General features: G+C 67.5%; 17 protein-coding genes. 6 read left to right on the top strand and 11 right to left on the bottom strand.

The window, feature by feature from the left end; genetic code table 11:
- Position 1 precedes the first annotated feature (1 nt).
- The 4 genes from V5F74_RS00145 to V5F74_RS00130 are packed head-to-tail and all read right to left on the bottom strand — an operon-like array spanning position 2 to position 4,090.
- Complete coding sequence (locus tag V5F74_RS00145) at positions 2–775, bottom strand: ABC transporter ATP-binding protein (RefSeq protein ID WP_394005566.1); 774 nt, start codon at positions 773–775, stop codon at positions 2–4.
- The gene (locus V5F74_RS00140) at positions 772–1,719 is read right to left on the bottom strand and encodes an ABC transporter ATP-binding protein (RefSeq protein ID WP_394005564.1); all 948 of its coding nucleotides are present in this window, start codon (positions 1,717–1,719) and stop codon (positions 772–774) included. Before V5F74_RS00140 ends, V5F74_RS00145 begins: the two co-directional genes overlap by 4 nt.
- A complete protein-coding gene (livM, locus tag V5F74_RS00135) occupies positions 1,719–3,173 on the bottom strand; it encodes a high-affinity branched-chain amino acid ABC transporter permease LivM (protein WP_394005562.1) in 1,455 nt (484 codons plus the stop codon). Before livM ends, V5F74_RS00140 begins: the two co-directional genes overlap by 1 nt.
- Positions 3,173–4,090 carry a branched-chain amino acid ABC transporter permease gene (locus tag V5F74_RS00130; protein ID WP_029558474.1) on the bottom strand — a complete coding sequence of 306 codons (918 nt, stop codon included), beginning with the start codon at positions 4,088–4,090 and terminating at the stop codon, positions 3,173–3,175. Before V5F74_RS00130 ends, livM begins: the two co-directional genes overlap by 1 nt.
- 363 nt (positions 4,091–4,453) lie before the next feature.
- Between V5F74_RS00130 and V5F74_RS00125 the strand changes: the two genes are divergently transcribed.
- The 4 genes from V5F74_RS00125 to V5F74_RS00110 all read left to right on the top strand — a co-directional run bounded on the left by V5F74_RS00125 (position 4,454) and on the right by V5F74_RS00110 (position 9,447).
- Positions 4,454–5,518: a bile acid:sodium symporter family protein gene (locus tag V5F74_RS00125; protein ID WP_394005559.1), complete on the top strand. Its 1,065-nt coding sequence runs from the start codon at positions 4,454–4,456 to the stop codon at positions 5,516–5,518.
- Positions 5,519–5,663: 145 nt separating this feature from the next.
- The gene (locus tag V5F74_RS00120; protein ID WP_394005557.1) at positions 5,664–6,182 is read left to right on the top strand and encodes a (2Fe-2S)-binding protein; all 519 of its coding nucleotides are present in this window, start codon (positions 5,664–5,666) and stop codon (positions 6,180–6,182) included.
- 76 nt (positions 6,183–6,258) lie between these two features.
- A complete protein-coding gene (locus tag V5F74_RS00115) occupies positions 6,259–8,637 on the top strand; it encodes a xanthine dehydrogenase family protein molybdopterin-binding subunit (RefSeq protein WP_394005555.1) in 2,379 nt (792 codons plus the stop codon).
- 9 nt (positions 8,638–8,646) lie between these two features.
- Positions 8,647–9,447: an FAD binding domain-containing protein gene (locus V5F74_RS00110; RefSeq protein ID WP_394005553.1), complete on the top strand. Its 801-nt coding sequence runs from the start codon at positions 8,647–8,649 to the stop codon at positions 9,445–9,447.
- Positions 9,448–9,459: 12 nt separating this feature from the next.
- On the opposite strand, the gene V5F74_RS00105 is transcribed toward V5F74_RS00110, so the two are convergent.
- Positions 9,460–10,989, bottom strand: a complete 1,530-nt coding sequence (locus V5F74_RS00105) for an EAL domain-containing protein (RefSeq protein ID WP_394005551.1) — start codon at positions 10,987–10,989, stop codon at positions 9,460–9,462.
- Positions 10,990–11,255: 266 nt separating this feature from the next.
- Between V5F74_RS00105 and V5F74_RS00100 the strand changes: the two genes are divergently transcribed.
- Positions 11,256–11,864 carry a TMEM175 family protein gene (locus tag V5F74_RS00100; RefSeq protein ID WP_394005549.1) on the top strand — a complete coding sequence of 203 codons (609 nt, stop codon included), beginning with the start codon at positions 11,256–11,258 and terminating at the stop codon, positions 11,862–11,864.
- Positions 11,865–11,943: 79 nt separating this feature from the next.
- Here the strand turns inward: V5F74_RS00100 and V5F74_RS00095 are convergent, their stop codons facing one another.
- The 5 genes from V5F74_RS00095 to V5F74_RS00075 form a co-directional block, all read right to left on the bottom strand.
- Positions 11,944–12,285: a hypothetical protein gene (locus tag V5F74_RS00095; protein ID WP_197023024.1), complete on the bottom strand. Its 342-nt coding sequence runs from the start codon at positions 12,283–12,285 to the stop codon at positions 11,944–11,946.
- A gap of 167 nt (positions 12,286–12,452) precedes the next feature.
- A complete protein-coding gene (locus tag V5F74_RS00090; protein WP_374251941.1) occupies positions 12,453–13,625 on the bottom strand; it encodes an isovaleryl-CoA dehydrogenase in 1,173 nt (390 codons plus the stop codon).
- Positions 13,626–13,754: 129 nt separating this feature from the next.
- A complete protein-coding gene (locus V5F74_RS00085) occupies positions 13,755–14,858 on the bottom strand; it encodes a serine/threonine protein kinase (RefSeq protein ID WP_394005547.1) in 1,104 nt (367 codons plus the stop codon).
- Between the two features lie 9 nt (positions 14,859–14,867).
- The gene (gene trmFO / locus V5F74_RS00080) at positions 14,868–16,313 is read right to left on the bottom strand and encodes a methylenetetrahydrofolate--tRNA-(uracil(54)-C(5))-methyltransferase (FADH(2)-oxidizing) TrmFO (RefSeq protein ID WP_051679238.1); all 1,446 of its coding nucleotides are present in this window, start codon (positions 16,311–16,313) and stop codon (positions 14,868–14,870) included.
- Between the two features lie 194 nt (positions 16,314–16,507).
- Positions 16,508–16,669 (bottom strand): DUF1127 domain-containing protein, encoded by a 162-nt coding sequence (locus V5F74_RS00075; RefSeq protein ID WP_081762634.1) that lies wholly within the window; start codon positions 16,667–16,669, stop codon positions 16,508–16,510.
- Between the two features lie 311 nt (positions 16,670–16,980).
- Between V5F74_RS00075 and V5F74_RS00070 the strand changes: the two genes are divergently transcribed.
- A complete protein-coding gene (locus tag V5F74_RS00070; RefSeq protein ID WP_394005545.1) occupies positions 16,981–17,697 on the top strand; it encodes an FkbM family methyltransferase in 717 nt (238 codons plus the stop codon).
- 30 nt (positions 17,698–17,727) lie between these two features.
- Here the strand turns inward: V5F74_RS00070 and uvrA are convergent, their stop codons facing one another.
- Entirely contained in the window at positions 17,728–20,853 is a 3,126-nt protein-coding gene (gene uvrA, locus V5F74_RS00065; RefSeq protein ID WP_394007436.1) for an excinuclease ABC subunit UvrA, read from the bottom strand.
- Between the last annotated feature and the right edge of the window lie 144 nt (positions 20,854–20,997).

Genomic DNA, 20,997 nt, shown 5'->3' with positions numbered 1-20,997 from the left:
GTCAGCGCCCCCCTTCCAGATAGGCGGCGCGCACCTCCGGCCGGGCGAGCAGCTCCGCGCCGGTGCCGGACATGGTGACGAGGCCGTTCACCATCACATAGCCGCGGTGGGCGAGCTTCAGCGCATGGAAGGCGTTCTGCTCCACCAGGAACACGGTCAGCCCCTCGGTGCGGTTGAGCATGCGGATGGCATCGAAGATCTGCCGCACCACCAGGGGCGCGAGGCCGAGGGAAGGCTCGTCCAACAGCAGCAGGCGCGGCCGGCTCATGAGGGCGCGGGCGATGGCCAGCATCTGCTGCTCGCCGCCGGAGAGCGTGCCGCCGCGCTGCTCGATGCGCTCCTTGAGGCGCGGGAACAGCGTGAACATGCGCTCCAGATCCTCGGCGAAATGGGCGTTGCCGTCGATGGCGGCGCCCATCTGCAAATTCTCGTAGACGGTCATGCGCGGAAAGATGCGCCGGCCTTCCGGAGACTGGGCGATCTTGAGCCGCATGATCTCGTGGGTTGGCAGGCTGGTGATGTCCCGCCCGGCATAGACGATACGGCCGTCGCGGGCGCGGGGGCTGCCGCAGATGGTCATCATCAGGGTGGATTTGCCGGCCCCGTTGGCGCCGATGAGGGTGACGATCTCCCCCTCATTGACCTCGATGTCCACGCCCTTCAGCGCGATGATGTTGCCGTAATAGGCGGTGACGCCGGATACGCTCAGCAGCGGCGCCTTGCGCGCGGCGGGAGCGGGGGCGGCGGCGGTTTCCGTGGCTGTCTGCGCGCTCATGCCCCGGCCTCCACCACGGCGACGGCCTCTTCCTCGTCCTCGACGCCGAGATAGGAGGCGATAACGCGCGGGTCGTTGCGCACCTCATCGGGGGTGCCGTCGGCGATCTTGGAGCCGTATTCCAGTACGACCACGTGGTCCGAAATTTCCATCACCACCGACATGTCATGCTCGATGAGCAGGATGGACGCCTGATGCTCGCGCCGGATGGACAGCAGCAGCTCGTTCAGCGCCGCGGATTCGCGCGGGTTGAGGCCGGCGGCGGGCTCGTCGAGGCAGAGCAGCACCGGGTCCGTGCACATGGCGCGGGCGATCTCGAGGCGCCGCTGGTCGCCATAGGGCAGGTCGCCGGCCGGGTCGTCGGCGCGGTCGACGAGGCCGATCTTGTTGAGCCAGTAGAGCGCGCGGTCCACGGCGCCCTTCTGCTTCCGCTGCCACGACGGCAGGTTCAGGATGGCGACGGGATTCATGAGGCCAGAGGTGGTCAGCGACATGTGCTGCGCCACCAGCAGGTTTTCCAGGATGGTCATGCCCGAGAACAGGCGGATGTTCTGGAAGGTGCGCGCGACCCGTGCCCAGGAGGCGACCTTGTGGTCCGGCAGGCGCTCCAGCAGATAAAGCGCGCCGGCCTGCGACTTGCCCCAGGGAAGGCCCGAGGCGGTGACGCCGTCCACTTCCGCCGCGCTTGCCGGGCCGCCATGGAACAAGGCGAGGCGGCCGGTGGTGGGCTTGTAGAAGCCGGTGATGCAATTGAAGACCGTGGTCTTGCCCGCGCCATTGGGGCCGATCACCGCCGTCACCTCGCCGCGCCCGGCGACGAAGGAGACGTCGTTGACCGCGACGAGGCCGCCGAAGCGCATGGAGAGGTGATCGACCCTCAGGATCTGGTTGGTTTCCCAGGCGCGGCCAGAGGACATGGCCGGGGAGAGGGGTTCGCCGACCATCAGCCGTGCCCTTCCTTCACCAGCGACCCCGACACCGCCTTGCGCTGCTTCAGGAAAACGGTGGGCATGCGGCTGGAGACGAGGCCGCGCGGACGCCACACCATCACCGCCACCATGGCGAAGCCGAAGATGAGCATGCGGTAGAGGGAGGGGTCGAAGTCCGGGCCGAACAGGAAGTCGGCCTTGAGGAAGGAGAGGTTGCGCAGAAGCTCCATGCCACCGATGAGCAGGATCGCCGCGCCGGCGACCCCCATCTGCGATCCCATGCCGCCCAGCACCACGATGGCGAGGATCACGGCCGATTCCATGAAGGTGAAGCTCTCGGGCGATACGAAGCGGATGCGCACCGCGAAGAAGGCACCGGCGAAGCCGCCGAACATGGCGCCGGTGGCGAAGGCGGTAAGCTTGGTCAGCGTGGTGTTGATGCCGAGCGAGCGGCAGGCGATCTCGTCCTCGCGCAGCGCTTCCCACGCCCGGCCCACCGGCATCTTCCGGAGGCGGATGGTGACAACGGCGGTGAGCGCGGCGAGGCCCAGGATGACGAAATAGAGGAAGATCATCCGGTGCATGGAGTTGAACTCCAGCCCGAAAATGCTCGCGAACCCGGTGTCGGAGGAATCGAACGGCACGCCGAAGAAGGTGATGGGCGGGATGGAGGAGATGCCCGCGCCGCCGTTGGTCAGCGACACCCAGTTGATGAGCACGAGGCGGATGATCTCGCCGAAGGCCAAGGTGACGATGGCGAGATAGTCGCCCCGCAGCCGCAGCACCGGGAAGCCGAGGATGACGCCCCACATGGCGGCGAGGATGCCGGAGAGCGGCAGGCAGATCCAGAACGCCCAGGCGGTCCAGAATCCATCGCCCAACGTGCCGGCGAAGAAGTCGTTGATGGGCACGCTGGTGGAGAGCAAGGCGAAGGTGTAGGCGCCCACCGCGTAGAAGGCGACGTAGCCAAGGTCGAGCAGGCCTGCGAGGCCCACCACGATGTTGAGGCCCCAGCCGAGCATCACGTAGGTGAGCACATAGATGCCGAGGTCCACCCAGTAGCGGCTTGGGCTCAGCCCGCCGGCTATGAGGATGGACAGGAACGGGTAGAGGATGGCGAAGCTGAAGAACACCGGCTTCACCGCCGGCGCCGCCAGAGCGCCGATCCGGGCCATGGCGCCGGGCGTGGTGGAGACGCGGCGGGGCGGGCGGTTCGGGTTCCATACCGTGACCATGAGCAGGAAACGGCCCACCATCACGATGCCGGCGAAGATGGCGACGAGGCCGAACCGGTAGGTGAGAACCAGCGAGCCGGTGCCCGATTCGCTGGCGCGGAAGCCCACCAGAGGCGTCAGCAGGAGCGCCGTCAGCAGGCCGCTGACGATGGCGTCCTTGAGGGCGCCGGCCACAGCGGAGGGGCGCGCGTCCGCAGGCGGCGCGGTGGTTTCGGCGGCCGGATCGGACGCCATCACACCTTCTCCACTTCCGGCCGGCCGAGCAGGCCCTGCGGCAGGAAGATGAGCGTGACCACAAGGATGGAGAACGCCGCCACATCCTTGTATTCAATGGAGAAATAGGCGGACCAGAAGGTCTCGATGAGGCCGATGAGGATGCCGCCCAACACCGCGCCCGGCAACGAGCCGATGCCGCCCAGAACCGCAGCGGTGAAGGCCTTCACGCCCGGAACGAAGCCGTCCGCGAAGTTCACGACGCCGTAGTACATGAGGTACATCACGCCCGCGACGGCAGCGAGGGCGGCGCCGATGACGAAGGTGAGGGCGATGGTCTGGTCCACGTTCACGCCGAGGAGCGCCGCCATCTTGCGGTCCTGCTCGCAGGCGCGCTGGGCGCGGCCGAGGGAGGTCTTCTGGACGAGATACCAGAAGCCCGCCAGCAGCACCGCCGTCACCACCATGATGATGATCTGCTTGTAGGCGAGCGTGACCTGATAGCCGTCGTTCTCCATGACGACGATCACGTCCGTCACCATAGGCGGCAGCGGCTTGTTGCGCGGGCCCTGCGCCACCTGCACGAAGTTGGAGAGCAGGATGGACATGCCGATGGCCGAGATCATCGGCGCCAGCCGGAACGAGCCGCGCAGCGGCCGGTAGGCCACCCGCTCGATGGTCCAGCTCACGAGGCCGGTGAACAGCATCGCCACCACGAGGGTGATGGCGAGAATGACGAAAATGGAACTCAGCCCGACGAGGGTGGTCAGCACCAGAACACAGATGAGCGCGATGAAGGCGCTGACCATGAACACGTCGCCGTGGGCGAAGTTCACCATTCCGATGATGCCGAAGACCATCGTGTAGCCGATGGCGATCAGTCCGTAGATCGACCCGAGGGTCAATCCGTTGATGAGCTGCTGGAGGAAGACATCCATCCGCCGCTTGAACCCCTCTGTTCGGGCGCCTCTTATCTCATCGTGCCCGATGATTGTGCGCTGCCGTATTTGAGAGTCATAACCCGGCCCCTCGGCCGACACAATTGCGTCGCGAAGCCCGTCAACGGGAGCTTTCTGCCAAGCTTCGCCTGCCTTTATTTCGCTCTTGCAGGGGCGGGCGCAGGCAGATACCTTTCTGGTATATTGTCGACACCAAGATCGGCGCAGCCGTAGCCTGGCATCTCAGATGCCCGGTGGCGGAAGAAGCGGAGCCTTTCCGCGCCTCAGGCGCAGCGGGTTCCGATGGGGACGGGAAGCGGCCGCGGGGAGGGGACATCATCCCCACGCCTCGTCACACGGCTCATGTTGTCACGACTGAAGCTCGATCCCTTTCTCGTCGCCCTCGCCACCACCGTCGTCCTTGCCCTCGCCTGGCCAAAACCCGGCGTCACCGGCGGCATCCTCCACGCTGACAAGGCGGCGACGTGGGGCGTGGCGGTCATCTTCCTGCTCTACGGTGTCTCGCTGTCTCCACGGCGACTGATCGAGAGCGCCGCGCGCTGGGACCTGCACCTAGTGGTGCAGGCCACAACCTTCCTCGTCTTCCCGGCCGTGGTGGCGGGCGCGCTGGCGCTGGCCGGCGGGCTGTTCCCCGAGCCGCTCGCCATCGGCTTCTTCTTCCTCGCGGCGTTGCCCTCCACGGTGTCATCGTCGGTGGCGATGACCTCGCTGGCGCGGGGCAACGTGCCGGTGGCGATCTTCAACGCCTCCATCTCCAGCCTCATCGGTGTGTTCGCCACCCCGGCCCTGATGGCGTGGTATCTCCACGCGGTGGGAGGCGGGATGGATCTCGGCGCGGTCATCCTGAAGCTGGTGACGCTGGTTCTCCTGCCGCTGGCCATCGGGCAGGCGCTGCGCCCGCTCCTGCTCAAGACCGTGGAGCGGCATCGGGCTTTCGTGAAGGCGGCGGACCGCGTGGTGATCCTCGCCATCGTCTACAACTCGTTCTGCGACAGCGTGGTCTCCGGCGTGTGGAACGGACTTAGCCCGCTGCTGCTGGCCGAAGTGATCGTCGCCGTCGTCGGCCTGTTCGCTGTGGTCTACGCGCTGACGCGCGGCGTCTGCCGGCTGATGGGCTTTTCCGCGCCGGACACGGTGGCGGTGGCCTTCTGCGCCTCCAAGAAATCGCTGGCGACGGGCCTACCCATGGCGCACGTGATGTTCGGCGCGGCGCCGGCCCTGTCGCTCATCATCACGCCCATCATGCTCTATCACTTCCTCCAGCTGGTCATTGTCGGCGTCATCGCCAACCGCTTCGCCTCCCGGACCGATGCGCTGGCGATGATGGAGGCAGAGGAGAGCGAGCCCTCGCTGATTGCCGAGGACGACGCTCTGCCCCTGCCGGAGCCCGCGCGCACGAGAGCGTGACGGGTTCCCCATCGGAGCACCCCCGTCTTGACCGCGTCACCGGCGCGGTCCCACATTGGAGGAATGAAAAACGGTCGGCAGCCGTGAATGCCGGACGCGGGGACGAACCCCGCGCCGGAGAGGCGCCGGCTCAGGGAGGTGAGGCATGTCCGAGGCGACGACCATCGTTCGCGTCCCCGTCCGTCTGACCGTGAACGGCAAGTCCGTCTCAGCCGAGATCGATCCGCGCACGCTCCTGGTGCAGTTCCTGCGCGAGACGCTGGACCTGACGGGAACGCACGTGGGCTGCGACACCAGCCAGTGCGGGGCCTGCGTCGTCCATCTCGACGGGGTGGCGGTGAAGTCCTGCACCACGCTCGCCGTGCAGGCGGACGGCGCGTCCGTCACCACCATCGAGGGGCTGGCGACCGGCGGAAAGCTGCATCCCATGCAGGAAGCCTTCCGCGAAAACCATGGCCTGCAGTGCGGCTTCTGCACGCCGGGCATGATCATGAGCGCGGTGGATCTCGTGGCCCGCTTCGGCCCGAACCTCGACGAGGCGACCATCCGCGAGAACCTCGACGGCAATATCTGCCGCTGCACGGGCTATCACAACATCGTCAAGTCGGTGGCTGCGGGCGCCTCCGCCATGGGCTCCGCCGAGGCGCCGCGCGCCGCCGAATAGGCGGCTGCCGCACCCCGTCCGCCACGCATTTCGCAGACATTGCGCGCCCGCAAAGGGCGGCGCCGGGAGGATCCCGATGAACGCCAGCGTTTCCAGCTCCGTCACGCCCATCGGCGCCGCGGTCCGGCGCAAGGAAGACCACCGCTTCATCACCGGCAAGGGCCGTTACACCGACGACATGGACCGTCCCGGGCAGGCCTGTGCCTATTTCGTCCGCTCGCCCTACGCCCACGCCCGCATCCGCCACATCGACGCCACCGCGGCCAAGGCCATGCCCGGTGTGGTGGACGTGCTCACGGGCGCTGACCTCGCGGCCGACGGCCTCGGCGACCTCATCTGCGGCTGGATGATCCATTCCAAGGACGGCAGCCCCATGAAGATGGGCTCCCATCCCGCGCTGGCGAAGGAGAAGGTGCGCTATGTGGGCGACCATGTGGCCGTCGTCATCGCCGAGACGCTGAACCAGGCGAAGGACGCCGCGCTCGCGGTGGAGGTGGAATACGAGCTTCTCCCCGCCGTCGCGGACCTCGCCACGGCCACGGACGGCGAGCAGATCCACGAGTGCGCCCCGCGCAACACCGCCTTCGAGTGGGAGCTGGGCGACAAGGCCGCCACCGAGGCGGCGTTCGCCCGCGCGGCGAAGGTGACGAGCATTGACATCGTCAACAACCGCCTCGCTCCCAACGCCATCGAGCCGCGCGCGGCCATCGGCGAATATGATTCCGGCGACGAGGCCTTCACCCTCTGGACCACCAGCCAGAACCCGCACGTCGCCCGCCTTGTGCTCTCCGCCTTCGTCGGCATCGCGCCGGAGAACAAGCTGCGCGTCATCGCCCCTGATGTGGGCGGCGGCTTCGGCTCCAAGATCTTCATCTATGCGGAGGAGACGGTCTGCACCTGGGCAGCGAAGAAGGTGGGCCGGCCGGTGAAGTGGACGGGGGATCGCTCCGAGGCCTTCCTCTCCGACGCCCACGGCCGCGACCACATCACCCATGCCGAATTGGCGATGGACGAGGCCGGGCACATCATCGGCTTCCGGGTGCACACCCGCGCCAACATGGGCGCTTATCTCTCCACCTTCGCCTCCTCCATCCCGACCTATCTCTACGCGACCCTCCTGTCGGGTCAGTACGCCATCCCAGCCATCTATTGCGAGGTGGATGCCGTCTACACCACCACTGCCCCGGTGGACGCCTATCGCGGCGCCGGGCGGCCGGAGGCGACATTCCTTCTGGAGCGCATCGTGGAGAAGGCGGCGCGGGAGCGCGGGGAGGACCCTGCCGAGTTCCGCCGCCGCAACTTCATCAAGTCCTTCCCGCACCAGACGCCCGTCATCATGTGCTACGACGCGGGCGATTATGTCGCCTCCCTCGATAAGGCGCTGGAGGTGGCGGACTACAAGGGCTTCCCGGCCCGCCGCGCGGAATCCGAGCGCAACGGCAAGCTGCGCGGCATCGGCCTGTCCGCTTATATCGAGGCCTGCGGCATCGCCCCCTCGGCGGCGGTGGGCTCGCTCGGCGCCGGTGTCGGCCTGTGGGAAAGCGCGGAAGTGCGCGTGAACCCCACGGGCAATGTGGAGGTGCTCACCGGCTCCCACAGCCATGGGCAGGGACACGAGACCACCTTCGCCCAGCTCGTCTCCGCCCGCCTCGGCATTCCCATCGATCAGGTGAGCGTGGTCCACGGCGACACCGACAAGGTGCAGTTCGGCATGGGCACCTACGGCTCGCGCTCCGGCGCGGTGGGCATGTCGGCCATCGTGAAGGCGCTCGACAAGGTGGAGGCCAAGGCGAAGAAGATCGCCGCCCACATGCTGGAAGCCTCGGAAGGAGACATCGAGTTCAAGGACGGCAAGTTCACCGTCGCCGGCACCGACCGTTCGCTCGCCTTTGCCGAGGTGGCGCTGAACGCCTATGTGGCGCACAAATTTCCCACCTCCGAGATCGAGCCGGGTCTGAAGGAGGGGGCCTTCTACGACCCCACCAACTTCACCTTCCCCGCCGGCTGCCACATCTGCGAGCTGGAGGTGGACCCGGAGACGGGCGTCGTCGAGATCAAGTCCTTCGTCGCCATCGACGATTTCGGCGAGATCATCAATCCCATGATCGTGGAAGGACAGGTGCACGGCGGCATCGGCCAGGGCATCGGCCAGGCGCTGATGGAAGGCGTCACCTATGACGAGGACGGCCAGCTCGTGACCGGTTCCTACATGGACTACACCATGCCCCGCGCCGGCGACCTTCCCTCCTTCACCGTGGGCATGACGCAGACCCGCTGCCCCTCAAACCCGCTCGGCATCAAGGGCTGCGGCGAGGCCGGGGCCATCGGCGCGCCGCCCGCCGTCATCAACGCGCTCACCAACGCGCTCGGCACCGAGGACGTGCCGATGCCCGCCACGCCCTCCAGGGTGTGGGCCATTGCGCAGGCGCGCGCTTCCTGTCTTGCTGCGGAATAGGAGGACGCCATGTACGCCTTCGACTATCAGCGTCCCGACGCCATCGCCGCCGCCGCCGCGCTGCTCTCCGCCGATCCGGAGGCCAAGGCGCTGGCCGGCGGGCAGACCCTGCTGCCGACCCTGAAGCAGCGCCTCGCCCAGCCGACCGCGCTGGTGGACCTCTCCCGCATCCCGGAGCTCTCCGGCATCTGCGCCACGACGGAAGGCGTCTCCATCGGCGCCATGACCCGCCATGCGGATGTCGCCGCTTCCGAACTGGTGCGGGCCGCCATTCCGGCGCTGGCTGACCTTGCCGGCATGATCGGTGACGTGGCGGTGCGCAACCGGGGCACCATCGGCGGCTCCCTCGCCAATGACGACCCGACCGCCGACTATCCCGCCGCCGTGCTCGCGCTCAACGCCACCGTGGTGACGGACCGCCGCTCCATCGGCGCGTCCGATTTCTTCCGCGGCCTGTTCGAGACGGCGCTGAAGGAGGGGGAGATCATCACCCGCGTGGACTTCCCCAAGGTGGAGAAGGCCGGCTACGCCAAGTTCCGCAACCCGGCTTCGCGCTATGCCATGGCTGGCGTGTTCGTGGCGAAGACAGCGGCCGAGGTGCGGGTAGCGGTGACAGGGGCCGGGCAGTCCGGCGTGTTCCTGTGGACCGAGGCGGGGGACATTCTCTCCTCCGATTTCTCGGTTCAGGCGGTGTCGGGCCTCGCGCTCGATCCGTCCAACCTCATGAGCGACCTGCACGGCAGCGCTGAATACCGGGCGCAACTGGCGAAGGTGATGCTGAAGCGGGCGCTGGCCTCCATCACGGGGTGAGCGTGGCCGGCCCTATCGACGTCTGGCTGCCCAGAAGACGATAAATGCGGCGGCCGGAAGGGCTTTCGAGTAAAGCCAGCCCTGGGCGAAGCTCACGCCCTGGGCCCGCAGGTATTCGGCCTGGTTCTCGGTCTCCACACCCTCGGCGATGATCTGCAGTTTCAGTTCGTGCCCCATGGCGATGATATAGGGGGTCACGTCGCGCGTGGGCGCCTCTGTATTGATGGCGGTGATGAAGGACCGGTCGATCTTCAGAAGATCAATCGGCAGGTTCTGGACGTAGTTGAGGCCGGAATATCCTGTGCCGAAATCGTCGATGGCGGTCCTGTGGCCGCGGCGGCGCAGCTCCAGGAGCGTGGTGCGTGCGCCGTCCACATCGATGAAGCTGCGCTCCGTCGCTTCGAGCCATATCTGCCTCGGCTGAATGCCGGAGCCATCCAGCACACGCTCCAGCACCGGCAGGATGCGCCCGGTGGTGATGTCGGCGGCGCTTAGGTTGATGCTGACATGCGCGTGGGGATCATTGCGCAGCAGATCGCCGAGATCCTCAACGACTGCGGCGAGCATACGGTCGGTCACGCGCCCGATCAGGCCGGTTTCCTCGGCGAGGGGGATGAACATGTCCGGTGGCGTCTGGCTGCCGTCCGCACGTGGCCAGCGCACGAGCGCCTCGGCGCCGATGCAGCGCCCCGTGGCCAGTTCGATGATCGGCTGATAGTGCGCGACCAGTTCGCCGTTCTTCAGCGCCCTCGCCAGTTCGCCGCGGGGAGAGCGCTGCTGGCGCAGCACCAGAAGCCCGGATGCGGCCGACAGCAGCGCGATCGCGGCCGAAAGGGGCAGGAGGACCGCCCGATTGGCCTGCAGATGGTCCTGGAATGTGATGCGCGGCTGACGGACGGTCACCGCCCAGTTGCGCGAGACCTTCTCGACGCTCGCATCCCCTACCTCGGGCGGCGCGGGCCGGTCCTGGTCACGATAGCTCGCATAGATGGGCAGGCCGCCGCGGGTGCGGACTCCCGAGATCGTGTACGGGTTCGGGGTCTCCCACGCATTGAAGAACTGCCGCTGGTCCACGAGCACGCTGTAGCCATGGAGGCGCAGGATGAGGAGCGCCCGGTCGGTGCCGAAATTTGTCGGCCGCCAGTTCAGACTGAGGCCGATGCCATCCGGCTGCTCGACCTGGGTCTGGGCTCGCTCCAACCTGTAGGTCAGAGGCCCCCACGAATTGCACTCGACCACGTCTCCCGCGCCATAGCCGATGTTGACAACAGACAGCGCCTCTTCGGTGATCTGCAACATGGCGCTAATCTGCTGTGGCGAGCAGGGCGGGAACGGCGTCGCAGCAATGGTCCGCAGCGCAGACTCGGCGTTGGCGTAGACCGCGTCGATATGATCAAGGACACGCAATGCATAGGCATCGAGTTGTTCTTGCTGCGCGGAAAGAGCAAGCCGCCATGAAACGTAGAGGGTCGGCGCGAGCGGCACCACCGTGCCGATAACGGTTGCAAGAACGACCAACGCCCAGGTCAACCGCCGGCTCATCTTGGCTGCCCAAAAATGTGCAGCAATCGTATCGACCAGAGAACTCCTGTCGGTATCGTGCTACATGCTCACATGATAAGAGGATTATATTGCGCCTACGCGTTGTGATTGTTTCAATAATGGCAAAATGTCATTGGCGCAAATGATGCCGACACGCGCATTTCGGGGCCATCCTGGGGCGTTGCGGCGGGTGAGACGCCCGATGACGACCGTTCCGCCCGGTCGAGTTTCCGCATGTGTCACGCCGGCGGCCCGGAGCACCTAGCATGCAACCCAGCGGCAGGAGCCTCTTCCCCAAGGCGCGCGTGGACGCCCTGAGCGACGGCATTTTCGCCTTCGCCATGACCCTGCTGGTGCTGGATATCCGCCTGCCGGACGATCTTCCACTCACCTCGGCGGCGGACCTGACGGCGCATCTGGTCTCGCTGTCGCACCAGATGCTGACCTATGTGATCTCCTTCTTCGTCCTCGGCGCCTTCTGGCGCAGCGGCATCGAGATCCGGCCCTCCAGCGAGACCGTGGACCGGCACACGGTGCGCCTCGCGCTGTTGTTCCTGTTCTTCGTCACCACCGTGCCGTTCTCGTCGGGGCTGGTGGGGCGCTATGGCGGGCTGGCGCCGGCGGTGGTGGTCTATGCGGGCAACATGACCATGCTGGCTGTTCTGACCATCGCCATCCGCTATCTGGACGTGGAGCCGCGCCGCCGTTCGCTGCGAAGCGCCGCCGGCGGGGTGCTGCCGCTGTTCATTGCGACCGCGATTCTCTCGGTGCTCATCAGTCTCGTCGCGCCGGGGCAGGGGATGTACGCCTACCTGCTCAACGCGCTGGCGCGCCTGCCCTTCTGGCCACGTGGCGGCTACGGCGCACCGGACTGAGCACGAAAAGAAAGGCCGGCACAGGGGATGCCCCGCGCCGGCCTCTCACTCAATCAATTGGCGATCACGTCACGCGCGGTCACTTGACGCCGATGACGCCGCCCACGGCACCGCCGACTGCGCCGACCGCGCCACCGACCACCGCGCCCACGGGGCCGGCGGCCTTCTCGCCTTCCTTCGCGCCCTTCTCGGCGCCGGTGCCGGTGCCCTTGACGCCGCCGGCGACACCGCCCGCGACCGCACCGCCCACACCGCCTACCGTGCCGCCGACGCCGGCGCCCACCGGGCCAGCCGCCTTGTCACCGGCCGAAGCGCCGGCATTGGCGCCCTGCTCGGCACCCTTCACCACGCCCTGCGCGAAAGCGGCGGCGGGGGCCAGAGCCAGAGAGAGAGCGGTAGCGGCCAGAATGATCTTCTTCATGGCATTCCATCCTTCGGTTCGTCACTTCGACAGGCGACGGGAGCCGTTGCTTCCGCCGCCGAGCGCGCGACCGTGGGGCGTCGTGGTGCGCAGACCCGCCCCTACGATAATCCGCCGGTCGACCTCCCGCCAGACACGCTGACGGGAGCTTCGCCGCAGCGGTGGTATCAGGCGGTCTTGTCGAAAAGCTGGCGGCCGATGAGCATCCGCCGGATTTCGCTGGTGCCGGCGCCGATCTCGTAGAGCTTGGCGTCGCGCAGCAGGCGGCCGGTGGGATAATCGTTGATGTAGCCATTGCCGCCGAGGGTCTGGATGGCTTCGAGCGCCATCCAGGTGGCCTTTTCCGCCGCGTAGAGAATGGCGCCGGCCGCATCCTCGCGGGTGGTGGCGCCGCGGTCGCAGGCCTTGGCCACGGCATAGACGTAGGCCTTGGTGGCGTTCATGGTCACGTACATATCGGCGATCTTGCCCTGCATCAGCTGGAAGGTGCCGATGGGCTGACCGAACTGCTTGCGCTCGTGGACATAGGGCATCACCACGTCCATGCAGGCCTGCATGATGCCCGTGGGGCCACCCGCGAGGACCGCGCGCTCGTAATCGAGCCCGCTCATGAGCACGTTGACGCCCTTGCCCACGGCGCCAAGCACGTTCTCCTCCGGCACCTCGCAATCCTCGAACACCAGCTCGCCGGTGTCGGAGCCGCGCATGCCCAGCTTGTCGAGCTTCTGGGCGGTGGAGAAGCCCTTGAAGCCCTTCTCCACGAGGAAGGCCGTCATCCCCTTGGGGCCGGCGGCGGGGTCGGTCTTGGCGTAGACCACCAGCGTCTCGGCGATGGGGCCGTTGGTGATCCACATCTTCGAGCCGTTGAGGACGTAGCGGTCGCCCTTCTTCTCCGCGCGCGTGCGCATGGAGACGACATCCGAGCCCGCGCCCGGCTCGGACATGGCGAGCGCGCCCACATGCTCGCCGGAGATGAGCTTGGGCAGGTATTTCGCTTTCTGCTCCGGCGTGCCGTTGCGGCTGATCTGGTTGACGCAGAGATTGGAGTGCGCGCCGTAGGAGAGGCCCACCGAGGCGGAGGCGCGGGAAATCTCCTCCATGGCGATGACGTGCTCGAGATAGCCGAGGCCTGAGCCGCCATATTCTTCCTCCGCCGTGACGCCGAGCAGGCCCAGCGCGCCGAGCTTGGGCCACAGGTCGCGGGGGAAAAGGTTGCTCTTGTCGATCTCGGCGGCGCGCGGGGCGATCTCGGCCTGGGAGAAGTTTCGCACGGTGTCGCGCAGCATGTCGGCGGTTTCGCCGAGGTCGAAATCGAAACCCCCGGGGGCGTTCGGCAGCATGGTCACATCCTCCCTCGCTCCCCGGATTCTCATGCGCGGTCGCGGCCGCCGCCGGGAAGCGGGGCCTAGAATAAAACGGTTGTCCGTTTAATCAATGGGCCGTGCAGGGTCCGCGCCGCACAACTTTCGTCAGGCGGCGGGACGGGTGATGCGATCGGTGAGGTTGAGCCGGCCGCGGGCGATCTCCGCCACCTGAAGGCGCACGGCCTCAGAGCCGGCGAGCTGGTCCAGCATCTCGATCTGGTTGCGGGCAATCAGCAGCAGCAGGTCGTCGCGCACCGCGCCGTCCGGCCCCTTTGGGAGCGCGGGGACGATCTGGAGGTGATCGAGGTGCGGCCGGTCGGGCAAGGCGGTTCCGAGATGGGCGCGCAGGGCATCCGCCGTCACCGCCGCGGAAGACGCGACGAAGGCGTAGAGGCCCACCTTGCCGCCCAGCGTCTGGAAGTCCGACATGTGGACTTCCGCCACCGCCGGATGGCTGGCGAGGGCTTCGGCGATGCGCGGCCCCACCTGCGTCACCCGCGGGCCACGGCCCTCGGTATCGGAATAGGACATCAGCCGCCGCGTGACGAAGCGGTAGACCTTCTTGCCGGTGGCCATCCACACGCGGGTGGGCAGGCTCTTGGTGGCCAGCACCTTCTTCTCGCGCGGGGTGAGCTGGTCCGGACAATAGGTGCGCTTGTGCTTGAGGAGGTGGCGCAGATCCTCATAGGCCAGCACGCGGCCGAGCTTGGACCGCCGGCTGAAGGGCAGCGCGAGCTGGAAATCCATCAGCCACGCCTCGCCGTCTGCCCCGCGCAGCCAGTTCTGCTGCTTGGCGAGGTCGTTATGGACGTAGCCGGCGCGGTGCAGCGTCAGCAGCGCGGAGCGGGCGGAGTGGAAGAAGTGCATGTCGCCGGCCGGCCGGGCGATCTGCAGCGGCGCCCCGTCGATCCAGCCGCGCACCAGGAAGCGCTTGCCGACGGCGAGCAGCGGCGTGGTGACGCCGGTGCGCGTCACCTTCTCCAGCGCATGGATCTCGTGGGCGGCGAGCTGGGTGGCGATGGGTGCGAACCACAGCGAGACGTCGTTCCAGCGCCGGCGCACGGCGGGCCATTCCCGGCCATGGCGGTCGGTCCAGGTGCCGCGCTCCACGGTGGAGAAGACGTCGCGCTTCAGCACCGTGTCCACGGCGAAGCGGGCCGGGTCGGCATCATATTCCAAAGGCGGCGGCGTGACGGACTGGCGCGGCATCCGGGCCTCTTAAGCCGCCTCTGGCGGGCTGTCGAGCCAGCCCATGATGTCGGCGAGCGCCCGTGCGGCGAGCGCCTTCTTCTTGGCGAGGGTCTTCTCCGCCCCGCGCAGGCGCTTGCCGGCCTCGCCCTTGGGGGCTTCGGTGAGCGGGGGGAACAGGCCGAAATTCACGTTCATGGGCTGGAAGGAGCGGGGGCCGCCCTCGGCCTCCGCCTCGATATGCCCGCCGGTGATGTGGGCGAGCAGCGCCCCGTGGGCCGTGGTCAGCGGCGGCAGCGGCGCGTCCAGCCCAAGCCGCTCGGCGGCGGCGAAGCGCCCGGCCATGAGGCCCACCGCCGCGCTCTCCACATAGCCCTCGCAGCCGGTGATCTGGCCAGCGAAGCGCAGGCGCGGATCGGCCTTCAGGCGCAGCGTGCCATCCAGAAGGCGCGGGGAATTGAGATAGGTGTTGCGGTGGAGGCCGCCGAGCCGGGCGAATTCCGCATTCTCCAGCCCCGGGATGGTGCGGAACACGCGGGCCTGCTCGCCATGGCGCAGCTTCGTCTGGAAACCCACCATGTTGTAGAGCGTGCCCAGCTTGTTGTCCTGCCGCAGCTGGACGATGGCATAGGCCTTCACATCAGGCGCGTGGGGATTGGTGAGGCCCACCGGCTTCATGGGACCGAAGCGAAGCGTCTCGCGGCCGCGCTCGGCCATCACCTCGATGGGCAGGCAGCCGTCGAAATAGGGGGTCTTGGCCTCGAAATCGCGCAGCGGCGCCTTGTCGCCGGCGATCAGCGCGTCGACGAAGGCGTTGTACTGCGCCTCGTCCATGGGGCAGTTGATGTAGTCCGCGCCCGTGCCGCCCGGCCCCGCCTTGTCGTAGCGCGACTGGAACCAGGCCTTGCCCATGTCGATGCTGTCGAAATGCACGATGGGCGCGATGGCATCGAAGAAGGCGAGGGCGCTTTCGCCGGTGAGGCCGAGGATCGCCTCGGCCAGAGCCGGAGAGGTAAGGGGGCCGGTGGCGAGGATCACGTTGTCCCACTCGGCCGGGGGCAGGCCGGTGATCTCCTCGCGACGGATCTCGATGAGCGGGTGCTGCTCCAGTGCGGCGGTGACGGCGCGGGAGAAGCCCTCCCGGTCCACCGCCAGCGCGCCGCCGGCCGGCACCTGATTGGCATCCGCCGCCTTGAGGATCAGCGAGCCGGCGCGGCGCATCTCCGCATGGAGCACGCCGACCGCATTGCCTTGCGGATCATCCGAGCGGAAGGAATTGGAGCAGACGAGCTCGGCGAGGCCGTCGGTGAGGTGCGCCTCGGTGCCGCGCACGGGCCGCATCTCGTGAAGCACCACGGGAATGCCCCGCGTGGCCAGCTGCCAGCTCGCCTCCGAGCCCGCGAGCCCTCCGCCGACCACATGGACGGGTGCGACATTATCGCCATTCGGACGGTCGGGCCAAAAAGTGTCAGGCATCGCGGCTCCAGTGTGCCGCCGGCAATCGGGGGCACCCGGCGGGACAAGTGGTGTGCCACACGCGCCGCCGGGACTTCAACCCTCAGCGCCTGTCTCGCCCGTGGCGCGGGCTCAAAAACGAAAATGGTCCCCTGAGGGACCATTCTCCGGTGCCGGCCCGAAGGCCGGCTCAGCCATGGCAGCGGCGCCTGAAATCAGGCGGCAGCCGAAGCGTGGCGGGCGACGGCCCGGATTTCGCTGCGCGACACATTGATGTCGGCGAGAGAACGATCGTCGAGGCTGGACAGCTCGGCAACCGTGCGGTTGTAGACCTGCCAGCGGCGGAACTGGCGAGCCAGGATACCCCAGAGCAACATGTTACTTCTCCTCTTGCGGGTCCACCTTGCGGCGACTCCACTTGCTGACAGCAACATATGCCCTCATGCTGCATCGCCATAGAAGCGTCGATGCATTGCAGCAATGCAACCCGTGCATGGAGCGAGCCACTGCTCGTTAACCTGAAGGAGCGTGTTGCAATGCTGCATTGCAGGTCCTTGAGCGAGCACGCGTTATGGGCGGTACTCATCTGCCGCCCGAATGCTATATCCAACTTGAGCGGGCGGGGGCCCTCTCAGCGCGCCATCCGTGATGGTGCGCTGCGTGTGCGTAAGTCGCATGGGGGCATGCAATGAACATGGCGAACGCCACCGGTCTTACCGGGCAGGCGATCTATACCGCCCAGGAAGAACGCGGACTGACGTCCCGCTTCCTCGGGCCGACCGGGGTCTTTGTGGAGGTGGGGGCGTACGACCCGGTCTTTCAGAGCCAGACACTGCATCTGGAACTCACCGGCTGGACCGGCCTTCTGGTCGAGCCGGTACCGGAATTCGCCGAAAACCTGCGTCGCGCGCGTCAGGCCCAGGTGGTTCAGTGCGCCTGTGTCGCACCCGCGGCGGCGGGGACCGGGCGCGTGGCCCTGCTGGAACGCCGGGGCAGCAGCACCATCGTCTTCAATCCGCGCAAGGTGCGGCCGGAGGACATGGTGATCGAGGTGCCGGCCGCGACCCTCGACGCCGTTCTTGAGGGCGCCGGCCTCTCCACCATCGACTTCCTCTCGGTGGATGTGGAGGGGGCAGAGCCCGACGTCCTGAAGGGCGTGACGCTCAGCCGCTTCCAGCCGAAGCTCGTTGTGGTGGATGACCGCGAGCGGTTCAGCGAGACCTGCGCCGTGATGCGCCAAGGCAATTATCATCTCGTCCGGCGCACCGGCCACAATGCGTGGTTCGTACCGCAGGCGACCGCCCGACACCTGAGCGTGCGGGCCCGGGCACAGCTGATGTGGACCTACGGCATCGGTCGCCTGCTCCGCCGCCGCATGCGCCCAGGCGCCGCCCGCTCGGCCTGAGCCTGCGGGCGAAAGGCGCGGGAGCCCTTCCTACTCGGCGGCCTGCCGACGCCGGCGTCCGCGCGCGACACGCGGCGCATCGGACGCTTCCGCCGAGGCGGCTTCTTCCATCACGACGGCAGGGGCGTCCGCCACGGAGGCCGGCGCGCCGTCCTCGGCCTCTTCCCCGGCGGTCGGACGGCGCGCCGCTTTCCCGCGCGCGGCCCCGGCCGGCTTGGCCTCCTTTTCAGCGGCCTTGTCGGCAAGCGCCTTCCGGCTGTCCGCGAACGGACGGCGGGCCAGCACCTCGGCGAGGAAGTGGCCGGTGTGGGAGCGCTTGTCGCGCGCCACCGTCTCGGGCGTGCCGGCCACCACGATCTCGCCGCCGCCGTCGCCGCCTTCGGGTCCGAGGTCGAGGATCCAGTCGGCGGTCTTGATGACTTCGAGATTGTGCTCGATCACCACCACCGAATTGCCCTGCTCCACGAGTTCGTGCAGCACTTCCAGCAGCTTCTTCACGTCGTGGAAGTGCAGGCCGGTGGTGGGCTCGTCCAGGATGTAGAGGGTGCGTCCGGTGGCCCGCCGCGACAGCTCCTTGGAGAGCTTCACCCGCTGCGCCTCGCCGCCCGAGAGCGTGGTCGCCTGCTGGCCGACCTTCACGTAGTCGAGGCCGACGCGGTGCAGCGTCTCCAGCTTCTCGCGCACCGAGGGCACCGCCTTGAAGAACTGCGCGCCCTCTTCCACCGTCATGTCGAGCACGTCGGCGATGGACTTGTTCTTGAAGGTGACTTCCAGCGTCTCGCGATTGTAGCGCTTGCCCTTGCAGACATCGCAGGTGACGTACACGTCCGGCAGGAAGTGCATCTCGATCTTGATGACGCCGTCGCCCTGGCAGGCCTCGCACCGCCCGCCCTTCACGTTGAAGGAGAAGCGCCCGGCCCCGTAGCCGCGCGCCTTGGCTTCCGGCAGGCCGGCGAACCATTCGCGGATGGGCGTGAAGGCGCCGGTATAGGTCGCCGGGTTGGACCGAGGCGTCCGGCCGATGGGCGACTGGTCGATGTCGATCACCTTGTCGAGGTGTTCCAGCCCCTCCAGCTTGTCGAACGGGGCAGGGGCCTCCGAGGCGCCGTTCAGCCGGCGCGCAACCGCCTTGTAGAGCGTATCGATGAGCAACGTGGACTTGCCGCCGCCCGACACGCCGGTGATGCAGGTGAACAGGCCGAGCGGGATTTCCGCCGTGACATTCTTCAGATTGTTGCCGCGCGCGCCCGAGAGCTTGAGCATGCGCTTGGGGTTCGGCTTGCGCCGCGCCGGAACGCCCACGCTCAATTCGCCGGTGAGATAGCGGCCGGTCAGGGAGGCGGGATTGGCGAGGATTTCCGCCGGCGTGCCCTGCGCCACGATCTTCCCGCCGTGAATGCCGGCGCCGGGCCCCACGTCAACCACATGGTCGGCGGCGAGGATGGCGTCCTCGTCATGCTCCACCACGATCACCGTGTTGCCGAGGTCGCGCAGGTGCTTCAGCGTGCCGAGCAGCCGCTCATTGTCGCGCTGGTGCAGGCCGATGGAGGGCTCATCCAGCACGTACAGCACGCCGGTGAGGCCGGAGCCGATCTGCGAGGCGAGGCGGATGCGCTGGCTCTCGCCGCCGGAAAGCGTGCCCGAGGACCGCGCCAGCGTGAGGTATTCCAGCCCCACGTCCAAGAGGAAGCGCAGCCGCTCGCGGATCTCCTTCAGGATGCGCCCGGCGATCTCGTTCTGCTTGTCGGTGAGCTGGGCCGGCAGGCTCTCGAACCATCCCGCCGCGGCCCGCACCGAGAGCTCGCCGATTTCGCCGATGTGCCGCCCGGCGATCTTCACCGCCAGCGCCTCGGGCTTCAGCCGGTAGCCGTTGCAGACCTTGCAGGGAACAGTGGAGAAATATTTGGAAATCTCCTCCCGCGCCCAGTCGCTGTCGGTCTCCTTCCAGCGCCGGTCAAGGTTGCGCACCACGCCCTCGAAGGTCTTCGAGGTCTCGTAGGCGCGCATGCCGTCGTCATAGTGGAAGGTGATCTTCTCGGTCCCAGAACCGAAGAGGAGGACGTCGCGCGCCTGCTCCGGCAGATCGGCGAAGGGCACGTTCAGCTTGAAGTGGTAGTGCTTCGCCAGCGCATCCAGCGTCTGCCCGTAATAGGGCGAGGTGGACTTGGCCCAGGGGGCGATGGCGCCCTGCTTCAGCGAGCGGGCCTTGTCCGGCACCACGAGGTCCGGGTCGATGGTCTGCTCCACGCCGAGGCCGTCGCAGGCCGGGCAGGCGCCGAAGGGATTGTTGAAGGAGAACAGCCGCGGCTCGATCTCGGAAATCGTGAAGCCGGACACCGGGCAGGCGAACTTCTCGGAAAAGATGATGCGCCGCGGGGCGCCGGCCTCGTCCTTCTCGTCGGCGAACTCGGCCACCGCGATCCCGTCAGCGAGGCCGAGCGCGGTCTCGAAGCTGTCGGCGAGCCGCTGGGCGAGGTCCGCGCGCACCACGATGCGGTCCACCACCACGTCGATGTCGTGCTTGAACTTCTTGTCGAGGGCCGGCGCCTCGGCGATCTCGTGGAAGGTGCCGTCGATCTTGACCCGCTGGAAGCCCTTCTTCATCCACTCGGCGAGTTCCTTGCGGTACTCGCCCTTGCGCCCCCGCACCACCGGCGCGAGCAGGAAGAGCCGCGTGCCTTCCGGCAGCGCGAGGGTGCGGTCCACCATCTGCGAGACGGTCTGGCTCTCGATGGGCAGGCCCGTGGCCGGGGAGTAGGGCACGCCGGTGCGCGCCCACAGAAGGCGCATGTAGTCGTAGATCTCGGTGACGGTGCCGACCGTGGAGCGCGGATTCTTCGAGGTGGTCTTCTGTTCGATGGAAATGGCCGGCGAGAGACCGTCGATCTGGTCCACGTCCGGCTTCTGCATCATCTCCAGGAACTGGCGGGCGTAGGCGGAGAGGCTTTCCACATAGCGCCGCTGGCCTTCCGCATAAATGGTGTCGAAGGCGAGCGAGCTTTTGCCCGAGCCGGACAGGCCGGTGAACACCACCAGACTGTCGCGGGGGATTTCGAGGTCCACGTTCTTGAGATTGTGCTCGCGCGCGCCGCGCACCGAGAGGGTACGGGCATCGCGGCGCGGGATGGGACGCGGGGAGGCTGCGCGATCAGACATGGACATCCGCTGGCGCCTGCGGCGCAAAAAGGGGTCGGGGCCTGAGAAACGATCGTGCCGCCCTTGCAGCGGCGAGCACGCCAGCGGCCGGAAAGCCGCGCAGCGCGCCGGGGAACGTGCTCATGAACTCTCGGAAATGTAGTG

It is taken from the genome of Xanthobacter aminoxidans, assembly GCF_043193615.1.
GTDB classification, from domain to species: domain Bacteria; phylum Pseudomonadota; class Alphaproteobacteria; order Rhizobiales; family Xanthobacteraceae; genus Xanthobacter; species Xanthobacter aminoxidans.
This window is presented reverse-complemented; position numbering and strand designations above follow the sequence as displayed.

What these genes read in the sequence shown, in the direction of transcription:
- V5F74_RS00145 (WP_394005566.1), bottom strand. Translation starts at nt 775, where the DNA reads ATGAGCGCGCAGACAGCCACGGAAACCGCCGCCGCCCCCGCTCCCGCC.
- V5F74_RS00140 (WP_394005564.1), bottom strand. Translation starts at nt 1,719, where the DNA reads ATGGTCGGCGAACCCCTCTCCCCGGCCATGTCCTCTGGCCGCGCCTGG.
- livM (WP_394005562.1), bottom strand. Translation starts at nt 3,173, where the DNA reads ATGGCGTCCGATCCGGCCGCCGAAACCACCGCGCCGCCTGCGGACGCG.
- V5F74_RS00130 (WP_029558474.1), bottom strand. Translation starts at nt 4,090, where the DNA reads ATGGATGTCTTCCTCCAGCAGCTCATCAACGGATTGACCCTCGGGTCG.
- V5F74_RS00125 (WP_394005559.1), top strand. Translation starts at nt 4,454, where the DNA reads ATGTTGTCACGACTGAAGCTCGATCCCTTTCTCGTCGCCCTCGCCACC.
- V5F74_RS00120 (WP_394005557.1), top strand. Translation starts at nt 5,664, where the DNA reads ATGTCCGAGGCGACGACCATCGTTCGCGTCCCCGTCCGTCTGACCGTG.
- V5F74_RS00115 (WP_394005555.1), top strand. Translation starts at nt 6,259, where the DNA reads ATGAACGCCAGCGTTTCCAGCTCCGTCACGCCCATCGGCGCCGCGGTC.
- V5F74_RS00110 (WP_394005553.1), top strand. Translation starts at nt 8,647, where the DNA reads ATGTACGCCTTCGACTATCAGCGTCCCGACGCCATCGCCGCCGCCGCC.
- V5F74_RS00105 (WP_394005551.1), bottom strand. Translation starts at nt 10,989, where the DNA reads ATGAGCCGGCGGTTGACCTGGGCGTTGGTCGTTCTTGCAACCGTTATC.
- V5F74_RS00100 (WP_394005549.1), top strand. Translation starts at nt 11,256, where the DNA reads ATGCAACCCAGCGGCAGGAGCCTCTTCCCCAAGGCGCGCGTGGACGCC.
- V5F74_RS00095 (WP_197023024.1), bottom strand. Translation starts at nt 12,285, where the DNA reads ATGAAGAAGATCATTCTGGCCGCTACCGCTCTCTCTCTGGCTCTGGCC.
- V5F74_RS00090 (WP_374251941.1), bottom strand. Translation starts at nt 13,625, where the DNA reads ATGCTGCCGAACGCCCCCGGGGGTTTCGATTTCGACCTCGGCGAAACC.
- V5F74_RS00085 (WP_394005547.1), bottom strand. Translation starts at nt 14,858, where the DNA reads ATGCCGCGCCAGTCCGTCACGCCGCCGCCTTTGGAATATGATGCCGAC.
- trmFO (WP_051679238.1), bottom strand. Translation starts at nt 16,313, where the DNA reads ATGCCTGACACTTTTTGGCCCGACCGTCCGAATGGCGATAATGTCGCA.
- V5F74_RS00075 (WP_081762634.1), bottom strand. Translation starts at nt 16,669, where the DNA reads ATGTTGCTCTGGGGTATCCTGGCTCGCCAGTTCCGCCGCTGGCAGGTC.
- V5F74_RS00070 (WP_394005545.1), top strand. Translation starts at nt 16,981, where the DNA reads ATGAACATGGCGAACGCCACCGGTCTTACCGGGCAGGCGATCTATACC.
- uvrA (WP_394007436.1), bottom strand. Translation starts at nt 20,853, where the DNA reads ATGTCTGATCGCGCAGCCTCCCCGCGTCCCATCCCGCGCCGCGATGCC.